Raw genomic sequence first — 25,392 nt, forward strand, 5'->3', positions numbered from 1 at the left:
AGAATTATTGATAAAATTAGAGAAATAAAATTTTTAACATCTTTTTGAAACTTTGGGAGCTGTTCTCTCATTTACTTTTAAGGTAGAGGTGCAATTATGAAAAACATATTCATCATCATCGCGACTGCCGCGGTTGAAACAGCGGTGCTTTGGTCTATATCCTTATTTTTTGACTGGAACTTCATCGATATCATGTTGCTTGGCGGCTTATTGATCTTCGGAGCTATTTGGCTCCTGCAGCTTTACTCCAATCAAACCACTAACCAATACAACGCATTTTCAATGATCGATAACAGGCAGGAAACGCCGCAAGCCATACCGTTCTATTTTAAGATCTCACCTTTGGTCTACGGATTGTTGCTATTTAACTTGATGAGTTTCGTAATTACAGTAGTGAAGTTTTATCCATATTTTATTGATTGAATTCACCTTTCTAAAGCAAAAGGAGCGTCCGCTATGGCTAATTTTAAAGTTGCAGCCCTTGTCTTTTTGATTTTAATTTCTTTAACGGGTTGTTCGCAAAAGAACGAGGAAATTGAGAAGCAAGAAGTGGAACCGAGCTTATCGTTCGAACAGAAAGAGCAGGAGTTTACAGTCGTGAATTATTTGCCGGCTATGGAGGAGTTTATCAAAGCGGCAGAGGCGGATCCAAATAATAAAGACGAACTCTACAAAAAAATCGTTCATGGCAGCCTTCGTGATCATGGATTGGGCTATAGCATTTTAGAGGAATGGATATTCGCCGTGCCGTTTGATTTAGCCAAATTGGAAGCGGCTGTGGCGGAATTAGCGGAGCAAAAAGAACAGTATGAAGCAGCTATAAAAGAAGCGCTCGTGTCATCGGCTGAGCTTTTGCCAGGTGAAAATAAAACGATACATGTTTTTCCTTCATTGCCTGAGTTTGCGAGATCGATGGAAGAGGTGGATTACGTAACCGGTTTTGTCTGGGAAAAAGGCGACATGGTCCTTTTACTTGACCGCGTTTTGATGAAGATTCGCTGAGGCAAACGGTAGCCCATGAATACCACCATATGGTTTACGAAGAAATGCAAAAAAACCTTTTATTTACGGTAGCTGAAAGAACGGTGATGGAAGGGAAAGCAGATGTATTTGCGAAAATGATATACCCGGAAGCCAGTCCGAAATGGGCGAACTTTTCATCAGAATCTGAAAAAGCGCATGCAGTTGAAAATTTCAAAGCATTTAACCAATCGGCAGATCCGGAAATAATTATGGAGTTCCATAACGGCAATCCCGCAAAGCAAATCCCGCAATGGGCTCACTACAAAATTGGAAACGACATGGTCCAGACTTATTTGAGTGAGCATCCAGAAATGTCCATTCCAGAATGGACCGCACTGGAGACAGAGGCGTTTTTAAAGAATAGCGGATACCAGGATGCAGAACAATAAAGAAAAGGCGGCGATTTGTATCGATATCAAAGTGGACTACCCATTCATTTATTTTCTAGGAGATCACCGAATCGTCTTCGTTTATGAAATCACTTCAAAAAAAGCCGTCAATGCTGAAGTGCTGTTCAATAGCGACCGGTTCAGAGCAATTGAGATGTGCGAAGAGGAAGCGTTTGAAACGTTTAGACATGGAGGCAGGACGACGCCGGAAGAAACCAGCTTCTTTATGAAAGAGAATGAGTTAGCGGAGCTCGTGAAGCAGATTAATCGGGTGATTCAGGAAAATTAATTTAAAGAAAAGAAGTGACAAAATGGCAGAAAAAATTGCGGTGTTGGCAGATATACATGGCAATTACTCAGCGCTTCAGGCAGTGCTGAAAGAAATTGACCAGGATCCGGATATTGTCCGGATTTATTGCGTAGGTGATATGGTCGGCATCGGCTATGAAACCGACGAAGTATTGGAAGCTCTTTGTTCACGGGATGATGTGACGATGATTCTGGGGAATCATGAAGAGGAAATGCTGGACCTTTTAAACGGTGAAGAAGGCGAAAGCCAGGGCGGCGAAAGAGTGCACCGTGAGTGGCTGCTCGACCGGATGGATAAAAAGTTCATTCCGGAACTCAAGGCTCTTCCAAAAGAGCTGACGGTCCGGCATGGCGGCAAAAACCTCCTGTTGACCCATTATCATTTGGATCCAGCGAAAAAATACTTGCCAATCGATGCGGATCCGACATGGGAAAAATTCGAAATTCTTTATAAGGATTCCGCTGTGGATCTCGTGTGTTTCGGCCATCATCATCCTGTCCATTATTTCTCGACTAACTCGAGAACCTATTTGAATCCAGGCTCTCTTGGCTGCAGCAAATGGCCATATGCCCGGTATGCCATCGTGTCATTTAACGGAACGATCGAAGTGGAATTGAAAGAAGCAGCCTATGACAATAAAGAATTTCTAGCAGGCTATGAAAAGTTGAAAGTTCCTGAAAGAGATTTCATCTTAAGCGTTTTTCACGGCAATCAGCATTTGCTTTAAAGGAAATCTATTTTCACTATTTGCCTGTAGAGAGGATATAAACATGAAAACAATCTATAGTTTTGAGTCTGTGAAAGCCTATGAAAAGTATCAAGGTATAACAGAAAGCTTTAATAAGCGCTTATTAGATTACCAGAAAGTAATGGAAAAAGACTTTGCTTTGACCGAACTTCCAAAAGCCTTTGTTTGGACTTCAGCAGAACTGGCGACGACGGTTTTTTCAGAAGTGCCAATTCCGCGTTTACAAATAAGGATGTTATTTATATGTCACCGGATCTTGCAGAATGGCGGCAGCTTTTTCTGAAGCAATTAGACGGCAAAGACCTGCCCCATATCGAGCAGTTCTATGCGAACTACTCGGAAAATCAGCTGTTCACCATCGCAGCACATGAGCTGACGCATCACTCCGATTTATTTGAGGATGAATTTGACGTTGAGCGGGATGACAGCATTTGGTTTGAAGAAGGCATGTGCGAGTATTTGCCGAGAAAGCTCCTATTGAGCCCGTCAGAGTTTAATGAAATTACAGCCATTGAAAGTGAATTGGTGAAGGTTTTTACAGAAGACTATGGCATGCGTTCTCTCGATGAATTTGGAAGCGCTTCTTATCTTGGCAGTTTGTCGAGCATCATGTTCGATTATTGGCGGAGTTTTTTAGTAGTAAAAGAACTTGTAGAGGACCAATTTGATAATGATATCCAGGCGGTATTTGAACAATACAAACGTTGGCATGGCGATGGACGGAAAATGCCATTGACCGTGTTCTTCGGAGTAGCCGAACAATAAAACAGAATGGGAAGGTAAAACATGATCAATCCATTAAAATTACAAGCAGCAACCAGACACGCGGAAGTGGATACTCCCGTATTTCTCGGAGAAGGGGCTTGGCATTATGCCTGGAAAGTACGTAAAAATGGAAGCGATTGGGTGCTGCGGATTCCGAAAGAAGTAGCGTATGACCAACCGGCTCTGTATGATGAGGCCGTTTTAAAAGCAGAATACGGGGGAACCGAACTCTATTATGCGGCCGTCAATCAAGCGGTAAAGGGTGCAGCGCCTATGCATTATTCCTTTTTCGTGACGGAAGAGCTGACATACACGCTGGAATCTTTTGCCGGAACCGCCATCGAGCTTGCGGAAATAAATAGGGAAGCTGCTTTTCAATTAGGCCAAGACATTGGAGAAATCTACCGGGAAACGGAAAAAATTCCTCATGGATTATCCGGCTACGGTTTTCTTGCGTGGTCTACAGAAGAGGGGCTTCGGGGCAGCATCGCGGGAGATGCGCATCAAGGGTTGAAAGAAGAAAGTGAAGAGCAATTGGCGGATTATGAAACTTTGTGCCAGAGTCACTCGGAATTAAAGAGTGAAGTGGTCGAGAAGGCAATCCATTGGGCAGCAGCGCTCAGGCAGCGAAGATTTACCATGCCGCTCCTAACCAACCAGGATGCTTCACCTGAAAATATATTGATGAACGGCACTCAAGTTTGCCTGATTGATCCTTATCCGATCGTCTATTATCCAAGAGGAATGGCTGGCAATTTCATGAACTTATACGAAAACTATTTTGTTTCCCTCTCTGCTACCGAACGATACAGAAAACATCGATTTGACGTACACGAAGCGAAGATGAAAGCGATCGCTGAAGGTTTTTTAGCTGGCTATAGCGAAGGCAATACAGAAATCGTCCGTGAAGTCAGAGGGGAACAGCTGCTGCAAGTGCTCGAATCGGCCTTTAGTCACCTCCAATTACTGGAAGGGGAGCTGAGAAAAGAAACTGAAATCCGTTTTGGCACGAAGAAAGAAATAGCTGCCCGGTTGCCGCTATTCTTAACGGAGCTCGAACGACTGGCGGCTATCAATATTAATAATGAATCTATAGTTTGAAGGGGGAACCTTATGGGTTCAAGAATCATGCATTTGATTATTGCAGATAAAGTTTCAAAAGGTTTAGATATGAGCGATACCCGGGAAGTTTTATTAGGCGGCATTGCACCAGACGCTGCTTTTGGACGTGCGCGAAAAGACGCGTCGCATTTCTTTGGAGGGGATTTAGATGACGGCACACGATTTGTGGACTATCACGCTTTCAAAGAAAAATACCCGCAAGCTGTGGAAGAGGCATTCGGGCTTGGCTATTTCATTCATTTGATTGCGGATGATGTCTGGCTCAAACGCATCTATTTCGAGAATGATTTGAAGCGGCGTGTGGATAGAGACCCGACTTTATTGGCGCGATGGCACAGTGATTTCCGGAAGATGAATGGCCGCTTGCTTGAACAATACGGCGCAAACGATTTACAAGAGATTTTGGCGGGAGCAGAACTCTCCAAAAGCCCTGTTGAAGAAATCCAAAAGGACGACTTGCGGCTATTCAAAGAAGAAACGCTTGGTGACTTTATTTATTCGAAAGACGAGCTTGTAAGGGAACTGGAAGTATACTCCTGGGAAGAGGTTCTGTCATACATAGAAGAAGCAGCGAACAAAGCGGCAGAAGAATGTGCGCTCCTTCTAAAAGATTCTGCACGTCGGTAAATTGAAAAACCAGGTGGAGGCAAAACAATGGAGAAGTTCGTTTTTTTATTTGGTCCGCAAGCTGTCGGAAAAATGACAGTTGGACAAGAGCTCGCGGCACTGACAAATTTAAGGTTATTCCATAACCATATGACGATTGATTTGTTGGAGCCTTTGTACGGATTTACAGAGGAAATGTGGCGGCTCAACACCCTGTTTCGCCGGCAGATTTTCGAAAGCTTTGCGGGAAGCGAAGCGTATGGAATGATTTTCACGAAGCTCTGGTATTTCGACAAGAAAGAGGACTGGGACGAAGTGGAATGGATGTGCACGCTTTTTAAAACGCAAGGCGTCGAGATTTATTTCGTGGAGTTGGAAGCAGATACGGAGGAGCGCCTCATCCGCAATAAAACCGCGCACCGGCTAGAACACAAGCCGACCAAACGCAATATTGAACAGTCCGAACAGCATCTGCTCCATACGATGCAGCATAACCGGGTGAATTCTGTCGAAGGGGAAATCACGGAAGCGAATTATCTGCGGATCAATAATACCGCTTTGAGTGCAAAAGAAACAGCGGCTTTAATCAAGAGGAAGTTTTCTTTATAAGGGGGACGATCATGCCATTGGCTGTTTGGAAAGGTGCCGCTGCAGTAGTGATGGAAAATGGGCGATTGCTGATGATCAAATCTACAGAAACGAATGCGTGGAGCATTCCATCAGGCGGTTTAGAAGAAGGCGAAACACCAGAACAGGCTTGCATCCGTGAAGTTTGGGAAGAAACAGGATTTAAAGTTGCTATTCATGAGGAGTTGCCGGTTAAAAGAACGCAGATTGGAGATTACGATGTTACGACCCATTATTTCCTTTGTGAAAAGATGGCGGGTTTTATTTCGTATCAGGACCCTGACGCAGAAGTGGAAGAAATCGGGTGGAAAACAGCTGAAGAAATCAGCGAGGTTGGTCCATAATTATCCGGAAGACGTGGAGATGCTTGTGTCACTTGTTCAAAAATCGGTAGGGGAAGAAGTTTAAATGAGAGACCGCGGTGCAGTGGTCATCATTCAAAACAATCGGGTCGCATTAATCAAACGCGTGCGGACCGATTCAATCTACTACGTCTTTCCTGGCGGCGGGATCGAGGCCGGGGAAACCCCGGAAGCGCCAGCAGAACGGGAAGCGTGGGAAGAACTTGGAGTAAAAGTCGAAATCCAGGAATGCCTGGCAACAGTTGAGTTTAACGGCAAGCAGTATTTTTTTCAGGCAACCATACGGGAAGGCGAATTTGGTACGGGCATCGGCGAAGAATTCAATGACCTTCAAAGAGGCGCATACGTGCCTTTATAGATCGAGTTGAATGAACTGGACCATTTAGACGTAAGACCGAGAAAAGTGGCAGACATCGTAAAAGACAGACAGAAGAGAAACGGAAATTAAGTTTCTCTTCTTTTTTTACATTTCTTTTAGTAAAACTGTAACAATATAGAAAGCAAGACGTGTTACATAGAGAAAAGATAAAGGGGGAGCGAATGAAAAAGCAGCAGCTGGAAACTCTTTATGAAAACTATTCAAAACCCCTTTATTATTTTTTATGGAAAATGTCCGGTTCGTCTCATTTAGCTGAGGACCTGACACAGGAAACCTTCGTTCGCGCGACGATTTCCCTCCATACTTATGAAGGGGAAGAAGCGCGTGCCTGGCTGTTCAAAGTGGCGAGGAATATTTACATTGACGAATGGCGGAAACGGAAACGCAGACAAGCGATTCCGTTCCTGAACTTGTTTTATTCAAACGAAGAAATGATCAGCCCTTACGGATTGCCTGAAGAATCCATGTTGTCTCAAGAGGCAGCAGGGGATTTAAACGAATTGTTGAGCTTTTTGCCGGAGCATTACCGGACGATCCTGTATTTGCGGGAAGTTGAACAATTTACATACGCCGAGATTCAGGAAGCGATGGAGCTGTCGGAAGACCAAGTAAAGGTCAATTTGTACCGGGCACGGAAAAAGCTGGAGGCTATCGGGAAAAAGAGAGGGTGGCATGATGGGCGAATGGAATAAAGAATTGGAAAAGAAAATATTAAAAAAATCCCCTTCACCTTGACGATGCGGATTCTGCGGGTTTTGTCTTGGGAATGCTGGTATATGGGATTTATAGTATTTTGTTGAGTGTGGTTTCGGATCGTTTTCAATTCGCTGAAGAAAATGATTTTAATACGAAGCTCGCTTTGGAATGGAAGACACCGAATGTTAGAGGAACATTTGACTACACAGCAGATGGAATTTCTTTTTTCGGAACAACAGAAGTCACATATCCGATTGTCAAAAAGGTGGGGAAAGAAGACCTGGTCATCGGTGAAGCAAAAGCCGTCAAGCGTTTAAGCGACACCAACTCGTATATTGAATACCAAACACCTGGAAAGGATCAGCTTAACTTTTTCCCTTTCTTTTATCCGGAAGACCCAAGAACTGGGGATAAACTAGATGCCAATCCTGAACCGGACGTGTGGAAGACTTTAGACATGCTGCATGAAGGGATCGTCGGAGAATTGGCATTCTCGACGGACCGCTTCATGGAGCCGGAAGAATTGATTGAAAGCCTGGAACCTTACGATGTGGATATTCTCTGGATGCAGCTGCATGCGGGGGAATACACGGAGTTCAGTCCGGGAAGCTCCGGTGGCAGTGCGACAGAAGTAACTGTATATGATGGTATCGGGCTTCCGCCTGCACGGACGATGGCCGAAGATTATTTGTCGAGCACGATGGCTTTTGAACTGGACGCATCATCGGTCGAAGAAAGCAAAGTTGCGATGCTCGATAATATGGAAAAGCTGATTTCGGACAAATCCACTGATTATCTTGAGTTTTATCTTGGACTTAGCCATTTTAAAACTCGCTATGATTATCTAAAAGAAAACGGATTTACCGTTTACGGTGCTGTTGTGACTGGGCCTGTGAAAGAATTATTGAAGCTGCAGGATGAGGAATGGTTTCGGGGTGAACAATTAGGCGAAGTGGAATTATGGAACTGGAGTGAAGAATAGCTTAGCCACTGTATTTTAAAACAGCAGATCGAAGAACCTTTAGAGGCGAAAGCGCGTCTTTCTAATTAAACGGGGACTAAAGGAGAATTGGATGAAACACGCATGTATTTTTGATATGGACGGAACTCTTTTTCAAACAAATCGAATTTTAGAAGCCGGGGCTCGAAGATGCGTTTTCGCATTTGAGAAGCAAAGGGTTATGGGATGCGGCAACGCCGATCGGACAGTACCGCGACATCATGGGGGTACCGCTGCCCAAAGTTTGGGCGGTCCTATTGCCTGATCATTCCCAAGATGTACGGGATGAAACGAATGGCTATTTCCACGAATGCTTGATAGAGAATATCCAAAAGGGCAATGGAGCTCTCTATCCGAACGTCGAGAAGTTATTCAGCCACTTAAAGAACCTGGGCTATCCAATTTTCATCGCAAGCAACGGGCAGACCGAATATCTCAAAGCGATCGTGGATTTTTATGGATTGGATCAATGGGTGACTGAAACCTTCAGCATTGAACAAATCCCGACCTTGGATAAAAGGGATCTCGTAAAATCGATTGTTGAAAAATATTCTCTTTTGGAAGGTACAGTTATCGGCGACCGGCTTTCTGACATCCAAGCCGCAAAAGCCAATGGGCTGACAGCTATCGGCTGCCGTTTTGATTTTGCGCAGGAATCGGAACTGAGAGAAGCAGATTTTATCATTGAAGACCTTCAGGAAATCAAAGGGCTTCTTCCGGCAATTGGAAGAAATCATGCTATGAATATCAAAGTCTGACAGTTGTTCTCTCCTGGAACAACTAATTGCTAAAACACCGTCTTTCTCAAGAAAAACGGTGTTTTTCTATTTCCATTTTCCGCTAGCTTATTTTAATTTAAAACAGGGTATGGATTACATAGTTCTTCATGGGCGGATTTCTTAATACATAGCACACCGTTTGACATAGGCTTTGAACTTCCGTAACATGAACAATTGTGATAAAAAAACAGGGAGGTACTATATGAAGAAAGTAACCAATGTTTTCTGGATTTCGATTGTCCTTGTGTTATTGGCAGTCGGATACGGCGCTTTTGCACCAGATAATTTTGCAGAAGTTACAGGCAATATAGAAGGATTCCTGACAACTTCGTTCGGGTGGTATTATTTATTGATCGTATCGGTCATGGTTCTGTTCTGCCTATTTTTCCTCATCAGTCCGATGGGGCAAATTCGATTGGGGAAAGACAATGACAAGCCGGAATTTTCTTTCGGCACATGGATTGCGATGTTATTCTCAGCTGGGATGGGCATTGGGCTTGTATTCTGGGGAGCGGCTGAGCCGCTGTCCCACTTTGCAATCGACCCGGCCACCGCTGAGCCAGGAACAGCAGAAGCGTTCAAGGAATCGATGCGCTTCACGTTTTTCCATTGGGGAATTCATGCTTGGGCGATTTATGCAGTAGTGGCATTGCCGCTCGCTTATTTCCAATTCCGTAAAGGAGAGCCAGGTCTGATTTCAGCTACGTTAAAGCCGATTTTTGGCGACAAGATGAATGGACCATGGGGGATTTTGGTTGATGTCGTCGCGGTATTTGCTACAGCTGTAGGTGTAGCAACCACTCTCGGGTTCGGAACCATTCAAATCAATGAAGGATTGGCTTTTTTGTTTGATGGCATTCCGGGAGACAATTTCACGGTTCAATTGATCATCATTGCAGTAGTAACGGTCTTATTCATGATTTCAGCTTGGAGCGGATTAAGCAAGGGGATCAAGTATTTGTCGAATACCAATATGGTATTGGCAATCGCATTATTGGTCTTGGTCCTTATCCTAGGCCCGACCTTATTGATCCTCAATATGTTCACAGAAAGTGTTGGGGGTTATTTCCAAAACTTGATCCAAATGAGTTTCCGTTCGGCTCCGGTAAACGGAGAGAACCGGGCTTGGATTGACGGCTGGACGATTTTCTATTGGGCTTGGTGGATTTCGTGGGCGCCATTTGTCGGCATCTTTATCGCCGCGTTTCAAAAGGGCGGACGATCCGCCAATTCCTATTTGGGGTATTGATGATTCCAACTTTCCTAAGTTTCATCTGGTTTGCTGCTTTCGGTTCAACGGCGATTGATGTTCAAAACAGCGGCGTCGATTTAACCGGATTGTTGACATCGGAAACGCTGTTCGGGGTATTCAATGAAGTGCCATTAGGTGTGGTTCTATCGATCATCGCCATTCTATTGGTCACTACATTCTTTATCACATCCGCCGATTCAGCAACTTTCGTTCTCGGCATGCAATCGACAAATGGGTCATTGCATCCGGCAAATGCGGTTAAACTGACTTGGGGAGTTGCGCAATCATTGATTGCGGTTATCCTGTTATCGGCAGGGGGGCTGGATGCGCTTCAAACGGCGCTGATCATTTCAGCATTCCCATTCTCATTCATTATGCTGATGATGATGGGCTCCTTCTACAAGGCAATTAATCTGGAATACAAAGCCATTAAACGCAAACGATAAAACCGCCGCTTCGGCGGTTTTTTTGTGCAACAAGCGGTATAATGGAATGAGTGTTTGATGAAGGTGAGGAATTAAAATGAATGAAAAACCACATGTTTTATTAGTAGACGGGATGGCGTTATTGTTCCGTTCGTTCTTTGCGACTTCTGCGGTCGGCCAGTATTTCCGGACTGCGGAAGGGCTTGCGACAAATGGAGTCCAAGGATTTGCGCGCCATGTACTGGCTGCGAAAGTCATGATGAAACCCACACACATCGCTGTTTGCTGGGATATGGGCGCGACGACATTCCGTACGGAAATGTTCGATGGCTATAAGGCGAACCGCCCAGCGCCGCCGGAAGATATGCTGCACCAATTCGATCTGGCGAAAAAGGTATCGGAGCAATTGGGCTGGAAAAACTACGGTGAAGTTGGAATCGAAGCGGATGATTTTATCGGCTCTTTCACTAAGCAATGGGAAGGCGAAGCGAATTTCACGATTATCACAGGGGATAAAGACATGCTCCAATTATTGAATCCTTCGGTAAAGATTGCTTTTATGAAAAAAGGATTTCATGTTTACGATGTATACGATGAAGACCGCTTTAAGGCAGAGTACGGCATAATGCCTGTTCAATTTGCAGATGTTAAAGCGTTTATGGGCGACCCGAGTGATGGATATCCGGGCGTTAAAGGAATCGGGCCGAAGACGGCGCTGCAGCTCATTCAGAATTACGGTTCAACTGACGGTGTGTTGGAAGCGATCGATGAGTTAAAGCCGGCGCAAAAGAAAAAGATAGAAGAGCATAAAGATATGCTGCTTCTATCTAAAGAACTTGCGGTCATAAAATGCGACATTCCGCTCCAAGTTTCGCTGGATGAAATTTTGGTACCGAATTACACAAACGATATGGTCCAATTATTCGATGACCAGGAATTGAAATTGCTGGCTCGGCAATTGGAGAAAAGTTTAGCACCGGTCAATCCGTTTGAGTAGGAATGATTTTTAGGAACGTCAGAACTTTTCGGTTCTGTTGATAAGAAACCGCCTGGATTTTACTTGGGCGGTTTCTTTTTCCGTTGTCATGAATGTACAGGATCAAATCGTCCGGCCGTTCTTCAAAACCGATCAGTGGAACCCAATGATATTTGTAGGAAGAAGGAAAGTGCCAGCGAAATGAAAAATAACGGTCGAACTTCATCGCCATCGGCCGGCCTTGCAGCAATTCTTCTTTCACTTGATCAATGGAGCGGGTTTTCACTACCCGGTACCTTTTTTGGCCAAAGCGGTTCAGTTTTCTTTTGAATCTCCAGGTGAAGAGCCCGATGCGCGTCGTACCAAGTGCCCGGTAAAGTTCATTGACATCATATTCCTGCTTTTCATGATGCTTTAAAATCGCAGCGGCGGTTGTCGGCTCGCAAGCGGAACCCTGCAGCTCGGCGGCAATCGACTGATCGTATTGGGACATGCCTTGAAATGGAATAAGCACTTTCATCAGGGACACCTCCTGAAGATTCATGGATTAGTATCAGATCGAGTAAAGCGATTGGTCGCCTTCATTCAGCAAACTCTTCAATGCAGCACGGAATGTGTTGAATACTTCGAGTTCCACTTGAATTCCAGCGTGGACGATTTCGCGTACGAAACGAGGGTTGAATCCTACGTAGATTGGGCGAAGGCCCATCAATTTCAAAGCGCTGTTCAATTGTGAAAGCTCATTGGCCAATTCGTTATAGTCAAAAGACTCCACATCTTCCATGCGGACGCCGGTGAAATCGAAGACGACACAATGGATTTCACGGTTATCGGCCGCGTGCTGAAGCACTTTTGTACGGATTGTTTCAAACCGTTCACTGAAAATATATCCGGCAATCGGCACTAGAATCGTATTGGGAACGATAGAAGGGATGATTGGAGCTGACATATTGCGGATCACTTTTTCGTAATGCTTGATCAATTCTTTTAATTCCTGAATTTCATTGGTTGAATCCATAAGTACACCTCAATTTAATTTGTTTCCCTAGCAATTTTACCAGACTCCTGATCATAAGGAAGTTAAAAATTTTTAGGGAATGGAGAATCTTTACAATGACATCTATTATAGCGTAAAAAAAAGAAATAGACGAATGTCTATTTCTCTTGAGAAGCTAAAAAGTCAGTCACTGATTCAGGCGATTTTGCGTTTGCGCTATGCAAGTGAGCTGTTTTTTCACCGTTTTTGAAAATCAATAGGCTCGGGATGCCCATCACTTCATATTTTTCCGCTAGTTCAGGCAGTTCATCGCGGTTTACGTCATACCATGTGTATTGGTTATACTCTTCGATAATCGGGTCGATGAACATATCCATGCGCGTGCAATCCGGGCACCATCCTGCTTGGAATTTCACGATGACAGGATCCGTTCCTTCTATTACTGTATTGAATTGTTCAGTAGATGTAATTGGCTTCATAATTTCTCCTCCTTAACTGGTTCTTCTTCAGTGTACCTTGTCATCCGTTTTTCGAAAAGAAAACAAACTTGAAAGTAATGGATATTTTTAAGGATTAAATATTGCGAAAAAAGGAAAAATAATTTACACTAAGGACATAGAGAACGTTCTATTTTTTTTACAATAAAAATGAATGAGGATTCATTCAAAAACTCAAGGAGGGTTTGCTCGTGGCATACCAAATCAAAAAAGCGGCGGTGCTCGGTTCAGGCGTTATGGGTTCAGGAATTGCAGCACACCTTGCAAACATAGGGATTCCCGTATTATTGCTGGACATCGTACCGCGTGAATTGACAGAAGCGGAGCAGGGAAAAGGTTTGTCTCTTGAAGACAAAGCAGTGCGCAACCGAATTGCATCAACTTCTATCCAGAAGCTATTGAAACAAAAACCGGCTCCACTTACTGCAAAGAAAAATCTTCAATTGATTACTCCAGGAAACTTAGAAGACGATTTAGAGAAACTTAAAGACGTAGATTGGATCATCGAAGTGATTGTTGAAAACTTGGATGTGAAAAAATCTTTATATGAAAAAATTGACGCGGTTAGAAAACCAGGGACGATTATTACCTCCAATACTTCAGGCATCAGCATCAACGCAATGGCTGAAGGCCGCTCAGAAGATTTCGGCAAGCATTTCCTTGGAACGCATTTCTTCAACCCGCCGCGCTACCTGAAATTGCTAGAAGTGATCCCGGCAAATACGACAGCGCCGGAAGTGGTCGAGTTCATGACGAAATTCGGTGAAGACCGTTTAGGAAAAGGCGTCGTTATTGCAAAAGACACGCCAAACTTTATTGCAAACCGCATCGGTACATACGGCTTATTGGTGACGCTTCGTGAAATGCAGAGCCGCGGTTATTCAATCGGTGAGGTGGATTCAGTAACGGGTCCGTTGATCGGCCGTCCGAAATCTGCGACTTTCCGTACATTGGATGTAGTCGGACTTGACACGTTCATGCACGTTGCCAAAAACGTCTATGACCAAACCTCAGGAGACGAACAGAAAGTGTTCGAAGCTCCGGAGTTTATGAAGAAAATGGTTGAAAACGGCTGGCTTGGAGCAAAATCCGGCCAAGGGTTCTTTTTGAAAAAAGACAAGGAAATCCAGGAACTTGATCCGGAAACCTTGGAATACCGTCCAGCTGGAAAATTGAAAACGCCTTCACAAGAAATGGCGAAGCAGCAAAAAGGCCTATCTTCGAAAATGAAGACGCTTGTCTATGCAGAAGACCGTACAGGTGAATTGCTTTGGAGCATTCTTTCGCCAACACTTCGCTACTCGGCTGAGTTGAACGGCGAAATCGCGGATGACATTGTCGCAATTGATAACGCGATGAAATGGGGCTTCGGCTGGCAGCAAGGCCCATTTGAAACATGGGATGCCATCGGCGTTCAAAAGTCAGTCGAGAAAATGAAGCAAGAAGGCCATGACACGCCGGCATTTGTGCAGCGTTTATTGGATTCAGGCAACGAAAGCTTCTATAAAGAAGAAAACGGAGATTTATACTTCTTCGACGGAACGGATTACAAGCCGGTGCCGGTCAATGAAAAAGTCATCGATCTTAAACGATATAAGAAAAAACATGGCGTGATCAAATCGAATTCAGGCGCAAGCCTGATCGATCTTGGAGACGGTATCGCATTACTGGAATTCCATTCCCGCTCGAACGCAATCGGTTTGGATATTATGCAGATGATCAATTTTGCAGTAGATGAAGTTGAAAAGAACTTTAAAGGTCTCGTTATCGGGAACCAAGGAAAGAACTTCTGCGTAGGTGCGAACTTAGGCATGATTTTGATGGAAGCTCAAGATGACAACATCTTCGAACTCGATTTCACGATTAAAACTTTCCAAAATGCCATGATGAAGATTAAATACAGTTCGAAACCGGTTGTAGCAGCACCATTCGGCATGTCGCTCGGCGGCGGAGCTGAAGTGGCATTGCCTGCAGCACACATTCAAGCTTCGATGGAAACATATATGGGGCTTGTCGAAGCAGGAGTTGGCCTGATTCCAGGCGGCGGCGGAAACAAAGAGCTTTACATCAAGCATTTGAAAGGCTTGCCAAACGGTATCAACGTGGATCTGCAGAATATCGCAAGCAATGTTTTTGAGTCGATCGCGATGGCGAAAGTTTCAACTTCGGCAGAAGAAGCGCGTGAAAATAACTTCTTGAACTTTGTAGATGGAATTTCTGTGAATAGCGATCATTTGATTTATGATGCAAAACAAGCCGCTTTAGCCTTGTACGAAAATGGCTACCAAGCACCGCTTCGCGAAAAGATTCCAGTAACTGGCGAACCGGGCTACGCTACGCTCCTGTTGGGTGCGGAAGGCATGTTCAGTTCAGGCTACATCAGTGAATACGATTTGAAATTAGCGAAAAAACTTGCTTTCGTCTTGTCAGGCGGCAAACTTCCTTATGGCACAAAAGTGGATGAACAATATTTATTGGATTTAGAGCGGGAAGCGTTCTTAAGTCTCGTAGCAGAACCGAAAACGCAGCAGCGGATGCAGCATATGCTGGTTAAAGGCAAACCGCTCCGCAACTGAGAGCTCGATATTAAAGGAGGAAACAACTTATGCGTGAAGCAGTAATCGTGGCCGGGGCGCGTACCCCGGTCGGAAAAGCGAAAAAAGGCTCTCTCGCAACAGTGCGCCCGGATGATTTCGGGGCACTTGTTGTCAGAGAAGCAATGAACCGGGCTGGATACGATGGCCCGATCGATGATTTAATCATGGGCTGCGCCATGCCGGAAGCAGAGCAAGGCATGAACATTGCCCGCAATATCGGAGCACTGGCCGGCCTTCCGGATACGACTCCTGCGGTAACGATCAATCGCTTCTGTTCTTCAGGCCTTCAGTCTATCGCTTATGCGGCAGAACGGATTATGGTTGGATCTGCTGAAGCGATTATTGCAGGCGGCGTCGAGTCAATGAGCATGGTGCCGATGATGGGCAATGTCTTGCGCCCGAATGCGAAGCTTGCTGAAACCGCTCCTCAATACTATATGAGCATGGGGCATACAGCTGAGCAAGTAGCAACACAATACGGCGTGAGCCGTGCTGATCAGGATGCTTTTGCGGTCCGTTCCCACGAAAAAGCTGCAGCTGCTATTGAAAAAGGCCATTTCGTAGAAGAAATCGTGCCGGTCGAAGTGACAAAGCGATTCGTGGATGAAAACAATAAATACCAGGAAAAATCCTTTATGTTCGAAATGGATGAAGGTGTTCGCCACGGCACGACCGTGCAGACACTCGATAAATTGCGCGCAGCCTTTTTCTGCACGCGGCACCGTAACGGCTGGGAACTCTTCCCAAACATCAGACGGTGCAGGCGCACTTTTGGTAATGGACCGCGAAAAAGCGGAATCTTTAGGATTGAAACCGATTGCGAAATTCCGTTCCTTTGCAACAGGCGGTGTACCGCCGGAAGTCATGGGGATCGGCCCAGTTGTCGCGATTCCAAAGGCTTTGAAACTGGCAGGACTATCCATCGAAGATATCGATGTATGGGAATTAAACGAAGCATTCGCTTCCCAATCACTTGGTGTAATCCGTGAGCTTGGGCTTGATATCGACAAAGTGAACTTTAACGGCGGGGCGATTGCACTTGGCCATCCGCTCGGCGCCACAGGATCCATTTTGACTTTGCGCATGATGAGTGAACTCAAGCGCCAAGGAAAACAGTTCGGCGTCGTCACCATGTGCATCGGCGGCGGAATGGGCGCAGCAGGCGTCTTTGAAATGCTATAAAAATTTTCCGTTCAATATAGATAACTAAAACTTAGGAGGAATAAAAAATGGCAGAGTCAAAAACCTTAATTAAAGGCGGCAGTTTTTTAATCGAAGATGCAGATTTATCACGGGTATTCACACCGGAAGATTTTACAGAAGAGCATAAAATGATCGCGAAAACGACTGAGGATTATGTGAACAACGAAGTCATGCCAGTGGTCGAAAAATTGGAAAACCACGAATTTGAGCATTCGGTGCGTTTATTGAAATCAGCAGGCGACCTTGGGTTGCTTGGAGCCGATGTTCCGGAACAATACGGTGGACTGGGCCTCGATAAAATCGCATCTGCATTGATCGCAGAGAAAATGTCGAAAGCCGGCGGATTCTCGATCACTCACGGTGCCCACGTAGGGATCGGCTCATTGCCGATCGTTCTTTTCGGCAACGAAGAACAAAAACAGAAATACTTGCCGCGCCTTGCGACGGGTGAAATGATCGCAGCTTATGCCTTGACTGAGCCGAGCTCAGGATCCGACGCTTTAGGTGCAAAAACGGTAGCAAAACTTAACGAAGCAGGCACGCATTTCGTCTTGAACGGCGAGAAGCAATGGATCACAAACGCAGGGTTTGCCGATGTATTCGTGGTTTATGCGAAAATTGACGGAGATAAATTCTCTGCATTCATCGTAGAGCGCGAATTCCCAGGCGTATCGGTTGGACCGGAAGAAAAGAAAATGGGGATTAAATCTTCTTCCACTCGTACATTGATCTTAGAAGACGCAGAAGTGCCGGTTGAAAACTTGCTGGGCGAGGCAGGCCGCGGACACATCATCGCTTTCAACATCTTGAACATCGGCCGCTACAAATTGGGAGTCGGCACGATCGGAGCTTCAAAACGTGCAATGGAATTAACCATTCCTTATACAAACCAGCGCCAACAATTCAAAACGCCGATTTCTTCATTCAACTTAACGCGTGAAAAATTGGCAACAATGGCTTCTCATCTGTATGCGGTGGAAAGTTCCGTTTACCGCACAGTTGGATTGTTCGAAGACCGCATGAGCGGATTCACGGATGAAGAGCATGCGGACGGGAAATTGGTTGCAAATGCAATTGCCGAATTTGCAGTAGAATGCTCAATGAATAAATTCTTCGGTACAGAGACATTGGATTACATCGTCGATGAAGGCGTGCAATTGCATGGCGGTTACGGCTTCATGCAGGAATACGAAATTGAGCGCATCTACCGCGATTCACGCATCAACCGTATTTTCGAAGGAACAAACGAAATCAACCGCTTGCTTGTACCGGGAACATTGATCCGTAAAGCGGTCAAAGGCGAACTTCCATTGCTTCAGCATGCACAGCAATTACAGGAAGAACTATTGATGATGATGCCGGAAGAAATCGGCACGGAAGCTTTGGCTCAAGAAAAATACTTGGTGAAAAATGCGAAGAAAATCGCTTTGCTTGCAGCAGGTCTTGCAGCACAGACTTACGGCACGAAACTTGAAAGCGAGCAGGAAGTGCTTGTCAATATCGCTGACATCGTGAGCAATGTCTTCGCGATGGAATCCGTAGTGCTTCGTACAGAAAAAGCGATTGCTGCTTCAGGCGAAGAAAAAGCCAAGCAAAAATTGCTTTACACACAAATCTATTGCCAAGAAGCATTTGATAAAATTGAAAAAGACGCAAAAGAAACATTATTGGCTGCGATTGACGGAGACAACCAGCGCATGATGCTGTCAGCGCTCCGCAAACTGACGCGTTCAACTCCTTACAATGTAATCGAGAAAAAACGCCAAGCAGCGGTTAAATTGATCGAAGTTGAAAAATACGTAGTGTGATTTTGAAAAGCGCGGCTTCCGAGCCGCGCTTTTTTTACGTCGACCAGCAGCCTTTATTTTGGTAAGCTTGTGGAAAAGGAGGTTTCTGCATGATTACTTATTACGCTTATCCGAAATGTACGACGTGCCGCAAAGCCAAGAAATGGCTGGACCAGAATGAAGTGGAATTCAACGAAATTCACATCGCTGAACATCCGCCATCAAAAGAAGAACTAAGAAAAATTTATGAAAGCAGTGGCATGGAATTGAAGAAATTCTTTAATACAAGCGGCATGATTTACCGTTCGCTTGGATTGAAAGATAAGCTGTCTTCAATGTCCGAAGATGAACAGTTGGAACTGCTTGCATCTGACGGCATGTTGATCAAACGTCCGCTCGCTTTTGACGGGCAGAAAACAACGCTCGGATTCAAAGAAGCGGATTATCAAAATGCTTGGCTATAAAGCATTTGAAATCTTGTATTTCAATGGGGTTTATGTCAAACTGAAATTGAGTTAATTACATATCTGGAGGGATTTCGATGAGTACACCACAAGAACTTCGTTATTCAAAAGAACATGAATGGGTAAAAGTAGAAGGCGGCACTGCCCGCATTGGCATTACGCATTTTGCACAAGCTGAACTTGGCGATATCGTTTTTGTTGAGCTTCCGCAAGTCGGCGACGAAATTAAAAAAGACGAGCCATTTGGCAGCGTTGAATCAGTTAAGACGGTATCGGAGCTATATGCACCAATCAGCGGCCGTGTAATCGAAGTGAATGCTGAACTCGAGGACAACCCTGAACATGTGAACGAGTCTCCATACGAACAAGCATGGATGGTGGTAATCGAATCCCCGAACGAAGCTGAAATTGGCGAATTGATGACTGCAGACCAATACAAAGAAATGACAAACGAGTAAAATCAAAGCGCCTTTTTGGGCGCTTTTTTCATCTCCAGATTTTCCGCTATAAGCAGGATTCTAGAACAAATCGAGCAATCGTTTTATAATAAGAGTATTAACTCTTGCTTAAAAGGCTCTAACTAGTTGAGGCAGCTATCTATTTCCAGTGAGGTGTAGTCTTATGGAAAAGGTGATTGTGGTAGAAGGGCGCAGTGATAAAACCAGAATTGCACCGCTCATTGCAGAACCCGTGACGATTCTTTGCACAAATGGTACAGTAAGTGCGTCAAGGCTTGAAGAGTTGCTGCTGCCTTATGAGGATCTGGATATCATCATTTTGGTGGATGCGGATAAATCCGGTGAGCAGCTGCGGAAATTGGTCAAAAGGGAATTCCCTGAAGCGCGGCATTTCTATATCAATCGAAGCTATAAGGAAGTGGCGGCGACGCCGATCCGGATTTTGCTTGATGTGCTGATCTCAGCGAATGTTCAAGTCAATAAGCTAGTAACTGAGGGATGAACAAGATGAATGAATGGACACATAAAGAGTGGCTGAAAGAAAAAAATACGCATGAATCAGCCGCTTATTATTTATATACGCCCATGTGCGGCACCTGCCAGGTTGCTTCTAAGATGATGGATGTCGTCAAAGAACTGGTCCCGAGTGTCCGCTTGGGCAAAGCGAATTTAAATTATGTACAGGAAATTGCTTCTTTGTATCAAGTCGAAAGCGTGCCATGCCTGCTGATTACAGAGAACGGCCAGTTGAAAGAAAAGATCTATGCTTTTCATTCAGTGCCTTTTTTGTATGAAAAGTTAAAAACTGTTGACGAATAAATCCCTGCATGGTAAATTGAATTTCTGAATACTAATTAAATATCGTAACTCTTATTAAGAGTGGTGGAGGGAAGTGCCCTATGAAGCCCGGCAACCGTCATGAAAATGAAATGGTGCCAAATCACACAAAGTCTGACTTTGGAAGATGAGAGAACGGTTATCGTGTCATTACACGTTCACCCTTCTGCTCAATTCTGCGCAGAAGGGTTTTTTATTTTGGGGTAGGAGTTGTAAATAATGATTGAATTGAAAAAATTATCGAAGGTCTTCGATACAGGAAAAGGTTCTCTTACCGCCGTTGATCATGTGGACTTGTCCATTGGAGCCGGTGAAATTTTCGGCATTATCGGCTATAGCGGCGCCGGAAAAAGTACCTTGATCCGGTTATTGAACGGTTTGGAAAAACCGTCCGATGGATCGGTTGTCATCAATGGCCAAAACATTACGGCAATAAAAGGCAATGATCTTCGCAAAGCACGGCAGAAAGTCAGTATGATTTTCCAGCATTTTAACTTGCTATGGTCGCGTACCGTCAAGGAGAATATCGAATTTCCGCTTGAAATTGCCGGTGTGCCTAAAAGCAAGCGAGATGCGCGCGTATTGGAACTGGTCGAATTGGTTGGCTTAAAAGGAAGAGAAAATGCATATCCTTCACAGCTATCAGGCGGCCAGAAACAGCGGGTTGGCATCGCACGGGCATTGGCAAACGAACCGGAAGTGCTGCTTTGCGATGAAGCGACATCGGCACTTGATCCGCAGACGACAGACTCGATTCTTGAATTGCTGGTCGATATCAATAAACGGCTCGGGCTAACGATTGTGTTGATTACCCATGAGATGCACGTCATCCGGAAAATCTGCCACCGGGTTGCCGTCATGGAAGGCGGACGCGTAGTAGAGCTTGGCGATGTGCTGAACGTCTTCCAATCTCCGAAAGAAGAAATCACGAAGCGTTTTGTAGCTCAAGTAACCGACACGGAAGATTCCCAGGAAACGATCAAGAATTTGCGGAAGCTATATCCGACTGGGGAATTGGTGAAATTGGTCTTTGTAGGCGACCAAACCGAACAGCCGATTTTGACACAGCTGATCCGCAAGTATCCAGTGGATGTCAATATTGTGCAAGGGAATATCGCGCATACGCAACGCGGAGCCTATGGAACCTTAATCTTACAGATGAAAGGTTCTGCCCAGGAAATCAGTGAGGCGCTCACTTATTTGAATGCAGAAAGCGTTCAAACGGAGGTGATGTCAAATGATTGAGTCCTTATTCCCGAACGTTGATTGGGAGAACATGTGGGAAGCGACACTTGAAACGCTCTACATGACAGCGATGTCTACGTTTTTCACTTTTGTCATTGGGCTGGTTCTCGGAATTGTATTATTTTTGACAGCGCCTAAACAATTATGGGCAAATAGCATCGTCAATTGGTTGACTGGAGCTTTCGTCAATATTTTCCGCTCTATTCCTTTTATCATCTTAATCATCTTATTGATCCCGTTCACGAAATTCCTGATCGGTACAATCCGTGGGCCGAACGCAGCTCTGCCTGCCTTGATCATCGGGGCAGCGCCGTTTTATGCGCGGATGGTGTTGATCGCGTTAAAAGAAATTGATAAAGGCGTTATCGAAGCTGCACGTTCAATGGGAGCGACCACTTGGACGATTATCCGCAAAGTGCTTTTGCCGGAGTCTAAGCCGGCGTTGCTATCAGGAATTACGGTAACAGCCATTGCCCTTGTCGGGTATACGGCAATGGCTGGAATTATTGGTGCAGGCGGACTGGGAACTTTGGCTTTTCTTGATGGATTCCAGCGAAGCCGCGAAGACGTCACGTTAATGGCGACGATTTTAATATTGGTCATTGTATTTGCGATTCAATTTATCGGCGACTGGATGACCACTCGCTCAGATAAGCGTTAATAGAAAAACATTATAGAAAAAAGGGAGATCACACACATGAAGAAACTTGTAGCAGGAACATTATTATCCGTATTGGCACTGTCTGGGTGCGGGAGCGACAACGGCGGGTCAAGCGAAGAAGAGTCAAGCACATTAAAAGTCGGAGCGTCTAACGTGCCACACGCGGAGATTTTAGAAAAAGCCAAACCGCTTCTTGAAGAGCAAGGCATTGAATTGGAAATTGAAACTTATCAAGATTATATCTTGCCGAACCAGGATTTGGATTCAGAAGAAATCGATGCGAACTATTTCCAGCACATTCCGTACCTGGAATCTCAAATCGAAGAATTCGGTTATGATTTTGAAAATGCAGGCGGCATCCACATCGAACCGATCGGCGTTTATTCCCAAAAATATGCATCATTAGATGAATTGCCGGACGGCGCAACGATTTTAATGAGCAACTCGGTAGCCGACCACGGACGAATTCTTTCGCTTCTTGAAGCGGAAGGTTTAATCACTTTAGCGGAAGGCGTCGACAAGACGGTTGCAGAAGTGAGCGACGTTGTGGAAAACCCGAAAAATCTTGAGTTTGATGCAAACTATGAAGCTGCTTTGATGGTTCAGCTATATGAATCAGGGGAAGGCGATGCTTTATTGATCAACTCGAACTATGCAATCGATGCAGGCTTGAATCCGTTAGAAGATTCAATTGCACTTGAAAGCTCTGAGTCGCCTTACGTAAACGTAATTGCCGTAAGAGCTGGCGATGAAGACAGTGAAAACGTCAAAGCGCTGGTTGAAGTATTGAAATCAGAAGAAATCCAAGATTTCATCCTTGAAGAGTGGGGCGGTTCAGTCGTACCGGTCGACTGATAAATGACAAAGAGAAGGTCCAAGTAAAATTGGGCCTTCTTTTTTTATTGCATAAAATTTAGATGTTAAATCAATTGAAACTTGTTTGTGGAATAATGAAAATATTACGAGAATACACTAATGGGTTACAATTATTTGCTTCCTGTGCTATTTTTAAATAATAAAATATACATTTGTTCATCTAGGGAGGACAATCGCATGAAGTTCAAATTCGGCTTATTGCCCCGGATTATTCTGGCAATTGCATTAGGCGTTCTAATCGGCTCTTTTGCGCCTGAATGGATGGCGCGCATTTTTGCGACATTCACTACGGTGTTCGGAAATTTTCTTAACTTTGTCGTGCCGTTAATTATTCTTGGTTTTATCGCACCTGGAATTGCTAAGCTTGGGAAAGGATCTGGGAAACTGCTGGGCCTTGCGACGGGTTTTGCCTATGCTTCGACTATTGTGGCAGGAATTTTGGCCTTCTTTGCGGCAACTGCCATTTTGCCGAACTTTATGGATAAAGGTTCGATGAATGGCATTGACGATCCTGCAAAATCCTTGGCCACTTCTTTCATTGATATGCCAATGGAACCGGTATTCGGCGTCATGACTGCTTTGATTTTGGCATTCTTGCTTGGAATCGGAATGGCTTCGACGGGCAGCAAAACGATGCTTTCGTTTTTTGAAGAATTTCAATCGATTATTGAAAAAGTCATTTCTTATGTCATTATTCCATTGCTGCCATTCCACATCTTCGGCATCTTTGCGAATATGGCATACGGGGGAGCGGTAGCGAAGATTCTTTCGCTCTTTGCTGTCGTATTCGTTATGATTATCATTCTGCACTGGGTGATGCTGTCAGTTCAGTATTCAGCAGCTGGTGCATTAACTAAGAAAAACCCTTTGTTCCTATTGAAAACTATGCTTCCTGCCTATTTTACGGCACTTGGCACACAGTCTTCTGCAGCAACGATTCCGGTTACAGTGAAGCAAGCACGAAAGACTGGTGCAAATGAACGGGTAGTTGATTTCGCTGTGCCCTTGTTTGCAACAATCCATTTGTCTGGGAGCACGATCACGCTTGTTTCTTGTGCAATCGGCGTTCTATTTATCACGGGGCAAGATCCCTCGTTCTCTGATTTCTTGCCATTCATCTTCATGCTTGGCGTTACCATGATTGCTGCTCCCGGCGTACCTGGGGGAGCTGTTATGGCCGCGCTCGGTTTGCTTGAAGTGATGCTTGGTTTCGATCCAACAATGATTGCATTGATGATTGCGCTGTATATGGCGCAGGATAGTTTTGGAACTGCAACGAATGTGACGGGCGACGGCGCTTTAGCGATTATCGTAGACCGTTTTGCCAATGGCAAAAAAGTTTAGAATACATGCGTAATTCGATCTATTCCGGCTATTCCCCCAACTATATACTCCTTCATATCGCTTATGCTATTATATGGAAGGATTATTATACTAAGGGGGAAACAACATGAAGAAATTACTTGCAATCGGATTCTCAGCTGCTTTATTTTTAGGGGCGTGCAGCGATGATACAGCATCAGATGAAAAAGCTTCAACTGATAAAGAAACAGAAGAAACAGCTCAACAAAATACAGATGTAAAACAAGATATGATGAAATTCTATCTTTCCATTTCAAAAACGATCAATGCTGTTGATGCGGACTTAAATGCTTACGAAACAGCTCAAGCGGAAGAAACACTTCCAGAAGGTGCAGATCTTCAAACAATGAAAGATGCAGCGAAAACTTCAGCAGAAGAAGCGGCGAAAGCTGTGGAAGGAATCGAAATTCCAGCTGAACTAGAAGAGCAGCAAGCAGACATTGAAACATCATTTGCATCAATTAAAGAAGCATATGATATGAAAGCGGAAGAATTGACAAAAGAAGCGCCTTCTTTTGAAGCGGCTAACGCAAAATTCATGGAAGCTGATGAAAAACTTAACGCTTTATTAGAAGAGCAAGGGCTAATTCCTTCAAGCCTTCTTAATGAAGTATCTCAATAATAACTTTGAAGACCCAGCTTTGGCTGGGTCTTTTGTTTTACGTATTTTTTATCCGACAATGGGGCTAATTTCAGGAAACTTCGTTTAAATGGGTTTTTACTGGAAAGCAATGGGTATAATAAGAGTGAAACAAAATCAGAGAGGAATGGTTCATTATCGATTCACACGGAATTGAACATACCGAAAAGATGGAACAGGCGTTTAGAGATGTACACGGATTTGGTATCGACGAATATCAAAACGACACTGACAAGATTGTAAAAGTGGAACAACGGAGAGAACGAGATTATCAGCAAGGCCAGCAAGTGGCTGCTCGTTTAGAGCGTC

At 44.5% G+C, this 25,392-nt stretch carries 29 protein-coding genes, 3 pseudogenes and 1 riboswitch; of the genes and pseudogenes, 29 read left to right on the forward strand and 3 right to left on the reverse strand.

The genetic code is table 11. The features are described from left to right. Positions 1 to 96 precede the first annotated feature (96 nt). The 17 genes and pseudogenes from L0M13_RS06080 (at position 97) to L0M13_RS06160 (ending at position 11,480) form a co-directional block, all read left to right on the forward strand. On the forward strand, positions 97 to 423 hold the full coding sequence (locus L0M13_RS06080; RefSeq protein WP_235198745.1) for a hypothetical protein: 327 nt from the start codon (positions 97 to 99) through the stop codon (positions 421 to 423). 33 nt (positions 424 to 456) lie between these two features. Further along, positions 457 to 1,002, forward strand: coding sequence for a DUF2268 domain-containing putative Zn-dependent protease (locus L0M13_RS06085; protein ID WP_235198746.1), 546 nt, complete (start codon positions 457 to 459; stop codon positions 1,000 to 1,002). A gap of 29 nt (positions 1,003 to 1,031) precedes the next feature. Further along, positions 1,032 to 1,412 carry a DUF2268 domain-containing putative Zn-dependent protease gene (locus L0M13_RS06090; protein WP_235198747.1) on the forward strand — a complete coding sequence of 127 codons (381 nt, stop codon included), beginning with the start codon at positions 1,032 to 1,034 and terminating at the stop codon, positions 1,410 to 1,412. Continuing rightward, positions 1,399 to 1,701, forward strand: coding sequence for a hypothetical protein (locus L0M13_RS06095; RefSeq protein ID WP_235198748.1), 303 nt, complete (start codon positions 1,399 to 1,401; stop codon positions 1,699 to 1,701). The genes L0M13_RS06090 and L0M13_RS06095 overlap by 14 nt, the downstream gene beginning before the upstream one ends. Positions 1,702 to 1,723: 22 nt before the next feature. Continuing rightward, positions 1,724 to 2,449: a metallophosphoesterase family protein gene (locus L0M13_RS06100; protein ID WP_235198749.1), complete on the forward strand. Its 726-nt coding sequence runs from the start codon at positions 1,724 to 1,726 to the stop codon at positions 2,447 to 2,449. 43 nt (positions 2,450 to 2,492) lie between these two features. After that, entirely contained in the window at positions 2,493 to 2,753 is a 261-nt protein-coding gene (locus L0M13_RS06105; RefSeq protein ID WP_235198750.1) for a hypothetical protein, read from the forward strand. Then, a complete protein-coding gene (locus L0M13_RS06110) occupies positions 2,714 to 3,235 on the forward strand; it encodes a hypothetical protein (protein WP_235198751.1) in 522 nt (173 codons plus the stop codon). The genes L0M13_RS06105 and L0M13_RS06110 overlap by 40 nt, the downstream gene beginning before the upstream one ends. Before the next feature lie 21 nt (positions 3,236 to 3,256). Beyond that, positions 3,257 to 4,336: a hypothetical protein gene (locus L0M13_RS06115; RefSeq protein WP_235198752.1), complete on the forward strand. Its 1,080-nt coding sequence runs from the start codon at positions 3,257 to 3,259 to the stop codon at positions 4,334 to 4,336. A 12-nt stretch (positions 4,337 to 4,348) separates the two neighbouring features. Beyond that, entirely contained in the window at positions 4,349 to 4,984 is a 636-nt protein-coding gene (locus L0M13_RS06120; protein WP_235198753.1) for a hydrolase, read from the forward strand. Between the two features lie 27 nt (positions 4,985 to 5,011). Then, on the forward strand, positions 5,012 to 5,572 hold the full coding sequence (locus tag L0M13_RS06125) for an AAA family ATPase (protein WP_235198754.1): 561 nt from the start codon (positions 5,012 to 5,014) through the stop codon (positions 5,570 to 5,572). An 11-nt stretch (positions 5,573 to 5,583) separates the two neighbouring features. Next, positions 5,584 to 5,934 (forward strand): NUDIX hydrolase, encoded by a 351-nt coding sequence (locus L0M13_RS06130; protein ID WP_235198755.1) that lies wholly within the window; start codon positions 5,584 to 5,586, stop codon positions 5,932 to 5,934. Positions 5,935 to 5,998: 64 nt separating this feature from the next. Continuing rightward, entirely contained in the window at positions 5,999 to 6,310 is a 312-nt protein-coding gene (locus L0M13_RS06135) for an NUDIX domain-containing protein (RefSeq protein WP_235198756.1), read from the forward strand. Positions 6,311 to 6,492: 182 nt separating this feature from the next. After that, on the forward strand, positions 6,493 to 7,023 hold the full coding sequence (locus tag L0M13_RS06140; protein WP_235198757.1) for a sigma-70 family RNA polymerase sigma factor: 531 nt from the start codon (positions 6,493 to 6,495) through the stop codon (positions 7,021 to 7,023). Between the two features lie 74 nt (positions 7,024 to 7,097). Next, entirely contained in the window at positions 7,098 to 8,009 is a 912-nt protein-coding gene (locus L0M13_RS06145) for an anti-sigma factor (RefSeq protein ID WP_235199274.1), read from the forward strand. A gap of 91 nt (positions 8,010 to 8,100) precedes the next feature. Continuing rightward, positions 8,101 to 8,785, forward strand: a pseudogene (locus L0M13_RS06150) (HAD family hydrolase). Positions 8,786 to 9,008: 223 nt separating this feature from the next. Next, positions 9,009 to 10,504: pseudogene (locus tag L0M13_RS06155) on the forward strand (BCCT family transporter). 76 nt (positions 10,505 to 10,580) lie between these two features. After that, positions 10,581 to 11,480, forward strand: coding sequence for a 5'-3' exonuclease (locus L0M13_RS06160; RefSeq protein WP_235198758.1), 900 nt, complete (start codon positions 10,581 to 10,583; stop codon positions 11,478 to 11,480). Here L0M13_RS06160 and L0M13_RS06165 read toward each other — a convergent pair. The 3 genes from L0M13_RS06165 to L0M13_RS06175 form a co-directional block, all read right to left on the reverse strand. After that, positions 11,464 to 11,979 carry a C39 family peptidase gene (locus tag L0M13_RS06165; RefSeq protein ID WP_235198759.1) on the reverse strand — a complete coding sequence of 172 codons (516 nt, stop codon included), beginning with the start codon at positions 11,977 to 11,979 and terminating at the stop codon, positions 11,464 to 11,466. The two genes, L0M13_RS06160 and L0M13_RS06165, sit on opposite strands and share 17 nt — an antisense overlap. Before the next feature lie 33 nt (positions 11,980 to 12,012). Then, positions 12,013 to 12,477: an STAS domain-containing protein gene (locus L0M13_RS06170; RefSeq protein ID WP_235198760.1), complete on the reverse strand. Its 465-nt coding sequence runs from the start codon at positions 12,475 to 12,477 to the stop codon at positions 12,013 to 12,015. Positions 12,478 to 12,614: 137 nt separating this feature from the next. Then, the gene (locus L0M13_RS06175; RefSeq protein ID WP_235198761.1) at positions 12,615 to 12,935 is read right to left on the reverse strand and encodes a thioredoxin family protein; all 321 of its coding nucleotides are present in this window, start codon (positions 12,933 to 12,935) and stop codon (positions 12,615 to 12,617) included. Positions 12,936 to 13,144: 209 nt separating this feature from the next. Here L0M13_RS06175 and L0M13_RS06180 point away from each other — a divergent pair, with 209 nt between their 5' ends. The 12 genes and pseudogenes from L0M13_RS06180 to L0M13_RS06235 all read left to right on the forward strand — a co-directional run bounded on the left by L0M13_RS06180 (position 13,145) and on the right by L0M13_RS06235 (position 25,065). Next, complete coding sequence (locus tag L0M13_RS06180) at positions 13,145 to 15,529, forward strand: 3-hydroxyacyl-CoA dehydrogenase/enoyl-CoA hydratase family protein (protein WP_235198762.1); 2,385 nt, start codon at positions 13,145 to 13,147, stop codon at positions 15,527 to 15,529. Between the two features lie 29 nt (positions 15,530 to 15,558). Then, a pseudogene (locus L0M13_RS06185) lies at positions 15,559 to 16,732 on the forward strand (acetyl-CoA C-acetyltransferase). A gap of 47 nt (positions 16,733 to 16,779) precedes the next feature. Further along, entirely contained in the window at positions 16,780 to 18,561 is a 1,782-nt protein-coding gene (locus L0M13_RS06190; RefSeq protein WP_235198763.1) for an acyl-CoA dehydrogenase family protein, read from the forward strand. Positions 18,562 to 18,650: 89 nt separating this feature from the next. Further along, complete coding sequence (locus tag L0M13_RS06195; RefSeq protein ID WP_235198764.1) at positions 18,651 to 19,004, forward strand: arsenate reductase family protein; 354 nt, start codon at positions 18,651 to 18,653, stop codon at positions 19,002 to 19,004. A 77-nt stretch (positions 19,005 to 19,081) separates the two neighbouring features. Beyond that, complete coding sequence (gene gcvH / locus L0M13_RS06200; protein ID WP_235198765.1) at positions 19,082 to 19,462, forward strand: glycine cleavage system protein GcvH; 381 nt, start codon at positions 19,082 to 19,084, stop codon at positions 19,460 to 19,462. Positions 19,463 to 19,625: 163 nt separating this feature from the next. After that, the gene (locus tag L0M13_RS06205) at positions 19,626 to 19,964 is read left to right on the forward strand and encodes a ribonuclease M5 (RefSeq protein ID WP_052652187.1); all 339 of its coding nucleotides are present in this window, start codon (positions 19,626 to 19,628) and stop codon (positions 19,962 to 19,964) included. Between the two features lie 5 nt (positions 19,965 to 19,969). Continuing rightward, the gene (locus tag L0M13_RS06210) at positions 19,970 to 20,281 is read left to right on the forward strand and encodes a thioredoxin family protein (protein ID WP_235198766.1); all 312 of its coding nucleotides are present in this window, start codon (positions 19,970 to 19,972) and stop codon (positions 20,279 to 20,281) included. Positions 20,282 to 20,329: 48 nt separating this feature from the next. Further along, positions 20,330 to 20,433: riboswitch (SAM riboswitch) on the forward strand. Positions 20,434 to 20,518: 85 nt separating this feature from the next. Then, entirely contained in the window at positions 20,519 to 21,544 is a 1,026-nt protein-coding gene (locus L0M13_RS06215) for a methionine ABC transporter ATP-binding protein (protein WP_235198767.1), read from the forward strand. Continuing rightward, positions 21,537 to 22,205, forward strand: coding sequence for a methionine ABC transporter permease (locus tag L0M13_RS06220; protein WP_235198768.1), 669 nt, complete (start codon positions 21,537 to 21,539; stop codon positions 22,203 to 22,205). Before L0M13_RS06215 ends, L0M13_RS06220 begins: the two co-directional genes overlap by 8 nt. Before the next feature lie 36 nt (positions 22,206 to 22,241). Then, positions 22,242 to 23,060, forward strand: coding sequence for a MetQ/NlpA family ABC transporter substrate-binding protein (locus tag L0M13_RS06225; RefSeq protein ID WP_235198769.1), 819 nt, complete (start codon positions 22,242 to 22,244; stop codon positions 23,058 to 23,060). A 198-nt stretch (positions 23,061 to 23,258) separates the two neighbouring features. Then, positions 23,259 to 24,425, forward strand: a complete 1,167-nt coding sequence (locus L0M13_RS06230; protein ID WP_235198770.1) for a dicarboxylate/amino acid:cation symporter — start codon at positions 23,259 to 23,261, stop codon at positions 24,423 to 24,425. Between the two features lie 106 nt (positions 24,426 to 24,531). Continuing rightward, positions 24,532 to 25,065: a hypothetical protein gene (locus L0M13_RS06235; RefSeq protein ID WP_235198771.1), complete on the forward strand. Its 534-nt coding sequence runs from the start codon at positions 24,532 to 24,534 to the stop codon at positions 25,063 to 25,065. Positions 25,066 to 25,392 lie beyond the last annotated feature (327 nt).

It is taken from the genome of Planococcus sp. 107-1, from assembly GCF_021513255.1.
GTDB lineage: Bacteria > Bacillota > Bacilli > Bacillales_A > Planococcaceae > Planococcus.

What these genes read in the sequence shown, in the direction of transcription:
- L0M13_RS06195 (WP_235198764.1), top strand. Translation starts at nt 18,651, where the DNA reads ATGATTACTTATTACGCTTATCCGAAATGTACGACGTGCCGCAAAGCC.
- L0M13_RS06160 (WP_235198758.1), top strand. Translation starts at nt 10,581, where the DNA reads ATGAATGAAAAACCACATGTTTTATTAGTAGACGGGATGGCGTTATTG.
- L0M13_RS06175 (WP_235198761.1), bottom strand. Translation starts at nt 12,935, where the DNA reads ATGAAGCCAATTACATCTACTGAACAATTCAATACAGTAATAGAAGGA.
- L0M13_RS06235 (WP_235198771.1), top strand. Translation starts at nt 24,532, where the DNA reads ATGAAGAAATTACTTGCAATCGGATTCTCAGCTGCTTTATTTTTAGGG.
- L0M13_RS06105 (WP_235198750.1), top strand. Translation starts at nt 2,493, where the DNA reads ATGAAAACAATCTATAGTTTTGAGTCTGTGAAAGCCTATGAAAAGTAT.
- L0M13_RS06205 (WP_052652187.1), top strand. Translation starts at nt 19,626, where the DNA reads ATGGAAAAGGTGATTGTGGTAGAAGGGCGCAGTGATAAAACCAGAATT.
- L0M13_RS06135 (WP_235198756.1), top strand. Translation starts at nt 5,999, where the DNA reads ATGAGAGACCGCGGTGCAGTGGTCATCATTCAAAACAATCGGGTCGCA.
- L0M13_RS06215 (WP_235198767.1), top strand. Translation starts at nt 20,519, where the DNA reads ATGATTGAATTGAAAAAATTATCGAAGGTCTTCGATACAGGAAAAGGT.
- L0M13_RS06190 (WP_235198763.1), top strand. Translation starts at nt 16,780, where the DNA reads ATGGCAGAGTCAAAAACCTTAATTAAAGGCGGCAGTTTTTTAATCGAA.
- L0M13_RS06220 (WP_235198768.1), top strand. Translation starts at nt 21,537, where the DNA reads ATGATTGAGTCCTTATTCCCGAACGTTGATTGGGAGAACATGTGGGAA.
- L0M13_RS06170 (WP_235198760.1), bottom strand. Translation starts at nt 12,477, where the DNA reads ATGGATTCAACCAATGAAATTCAGGAATTAAAAGAATTGATCAAGCAT.
- L0M13_RS06125 (WP_235198754.1), top strand. Translation starts at nt 5,012, where the DNA reads ATGGAGAAGTTCGTTTTTTTATTTGGTCCGCAAGCTGTCGGAAAAATG.
- L0M13_RS06110 (WP_235198751.1), top strand. Translation starts at nt 2,714, where the DNA reads ATGTCACCGGATCTTGCAGAATGGCGGCAGCTTTTTCTGAAGCAATTA.
- L0M13_RS06230 (WP_235198770.1), top strand. Translation starts at nt 23,259, where the DNA reads ATGAAGTTCAAATTCGGCTTATTGCCCCGGATTATTCTGGCAATTGCA.
- L0M13_RS06210 (WP_235198766.1), top strand. Translation starts at nt 19,970, where the DNA reads ATGAATGAATGGACACATAAAGAGTGGCTGAAAGAAAAAAATACGCAT.
- L0M13_RS06085 (WP_235198746.1), top strand. Translation starts at nt 457, where the DNA reads ATGGCTAATTTTAAAGTTGCAGCCCTTGTCTTTTTGATTTTAATTTCT.
- L0M13_RS06145 (WP_235199274.1), top strand. Translation starts at nt 7,098, where the DNA reads ATGCTGGTATATGGGATTTATAGTATTTTGTTGAGTGTGGTTTCGGAT.
- L0M13_RS06095 (WP_235198748.1), top strand. Translation starts at nt 1,399, where the DNA reads ATGCAGAACAATAAAGAAAAGGCGGCGATTTGTATCGATATCAAAGTG.
- L0M13_RS06080 (WP_235198745.1), top strand. Translation starts at nt 97, where the DNA reads ATGAAAAACATATTCATCATCATCGCGACTGCCGCGGTTGAAACAGCG.
- L0M13_RS06130 (WP_235198755.1), top strand. Translation starts at nt 5,584, where the DNA reads ATGCCATTGGCTGTTTGGAAAGGTGCCGCTGCAGTAGTGATGGAAAAT.
- L0M13_RS06090 (WP_235198747.1), top strand. Translation starts at nt 1,032, where the DNA reads ATGGTTTACGAAGAAATGCAAAAAAACCTTTTATTTACGGTAGCTGAA.
- L0M13_RS06115 (WP_235198752.1), top strand. Translation starts at nt 3,257, where the DNA reads ATGATCAATCCATTAAAATTACAAGCAGCAACCAGACACGCGGAAGTG.
- gcvH (WP_235198765.1), top strand. Translation starts at nt 19,082, where the DNA reads ATGAGTACACCACAAGAACTTCGTTATTCAAAAGAACATGAATGGGTA.
- L0M13_RS06225 (WP_235198769.1), top strand. Translation starts at nt 22,242, where the DNA reads ATGAAGAAACTTGTAGCAGGAACATTATTATCCGTATTGGCACTGTCT.
- L0M13_RS06120 (WP_235198753.1), top strand. Translation starts at nt 4,349, where the DNA reads ATGGGTTCAAGAATCATGCATTTGATTATTGCAGATAAAGTTTCAAAA.
- L0M13_RS06100 (WP_235198749.1), top strand. Translation starts at nt 1,724, where the DNA reads ATGGCAGAAAAAATTGCGGTGTTGGCAGATATACATGGCAATTACTCA.
- L0M13_RS06140 (WP_235198757.1), top strand. Translation starts at nt 6,493, where the DNA reads ATGAAAAAGCAGCAGCTGGAAACTCTTTATGAAAACTATTCAAAACCC.
- L0M13_RS06165 (WP_235198759.1), bottom strand. Translation starts at nt 11,979, where the DNA reads ATGAAAGTGCTTATTCCATTTCAAGGCATGTCCCAATACGATCAGTCG.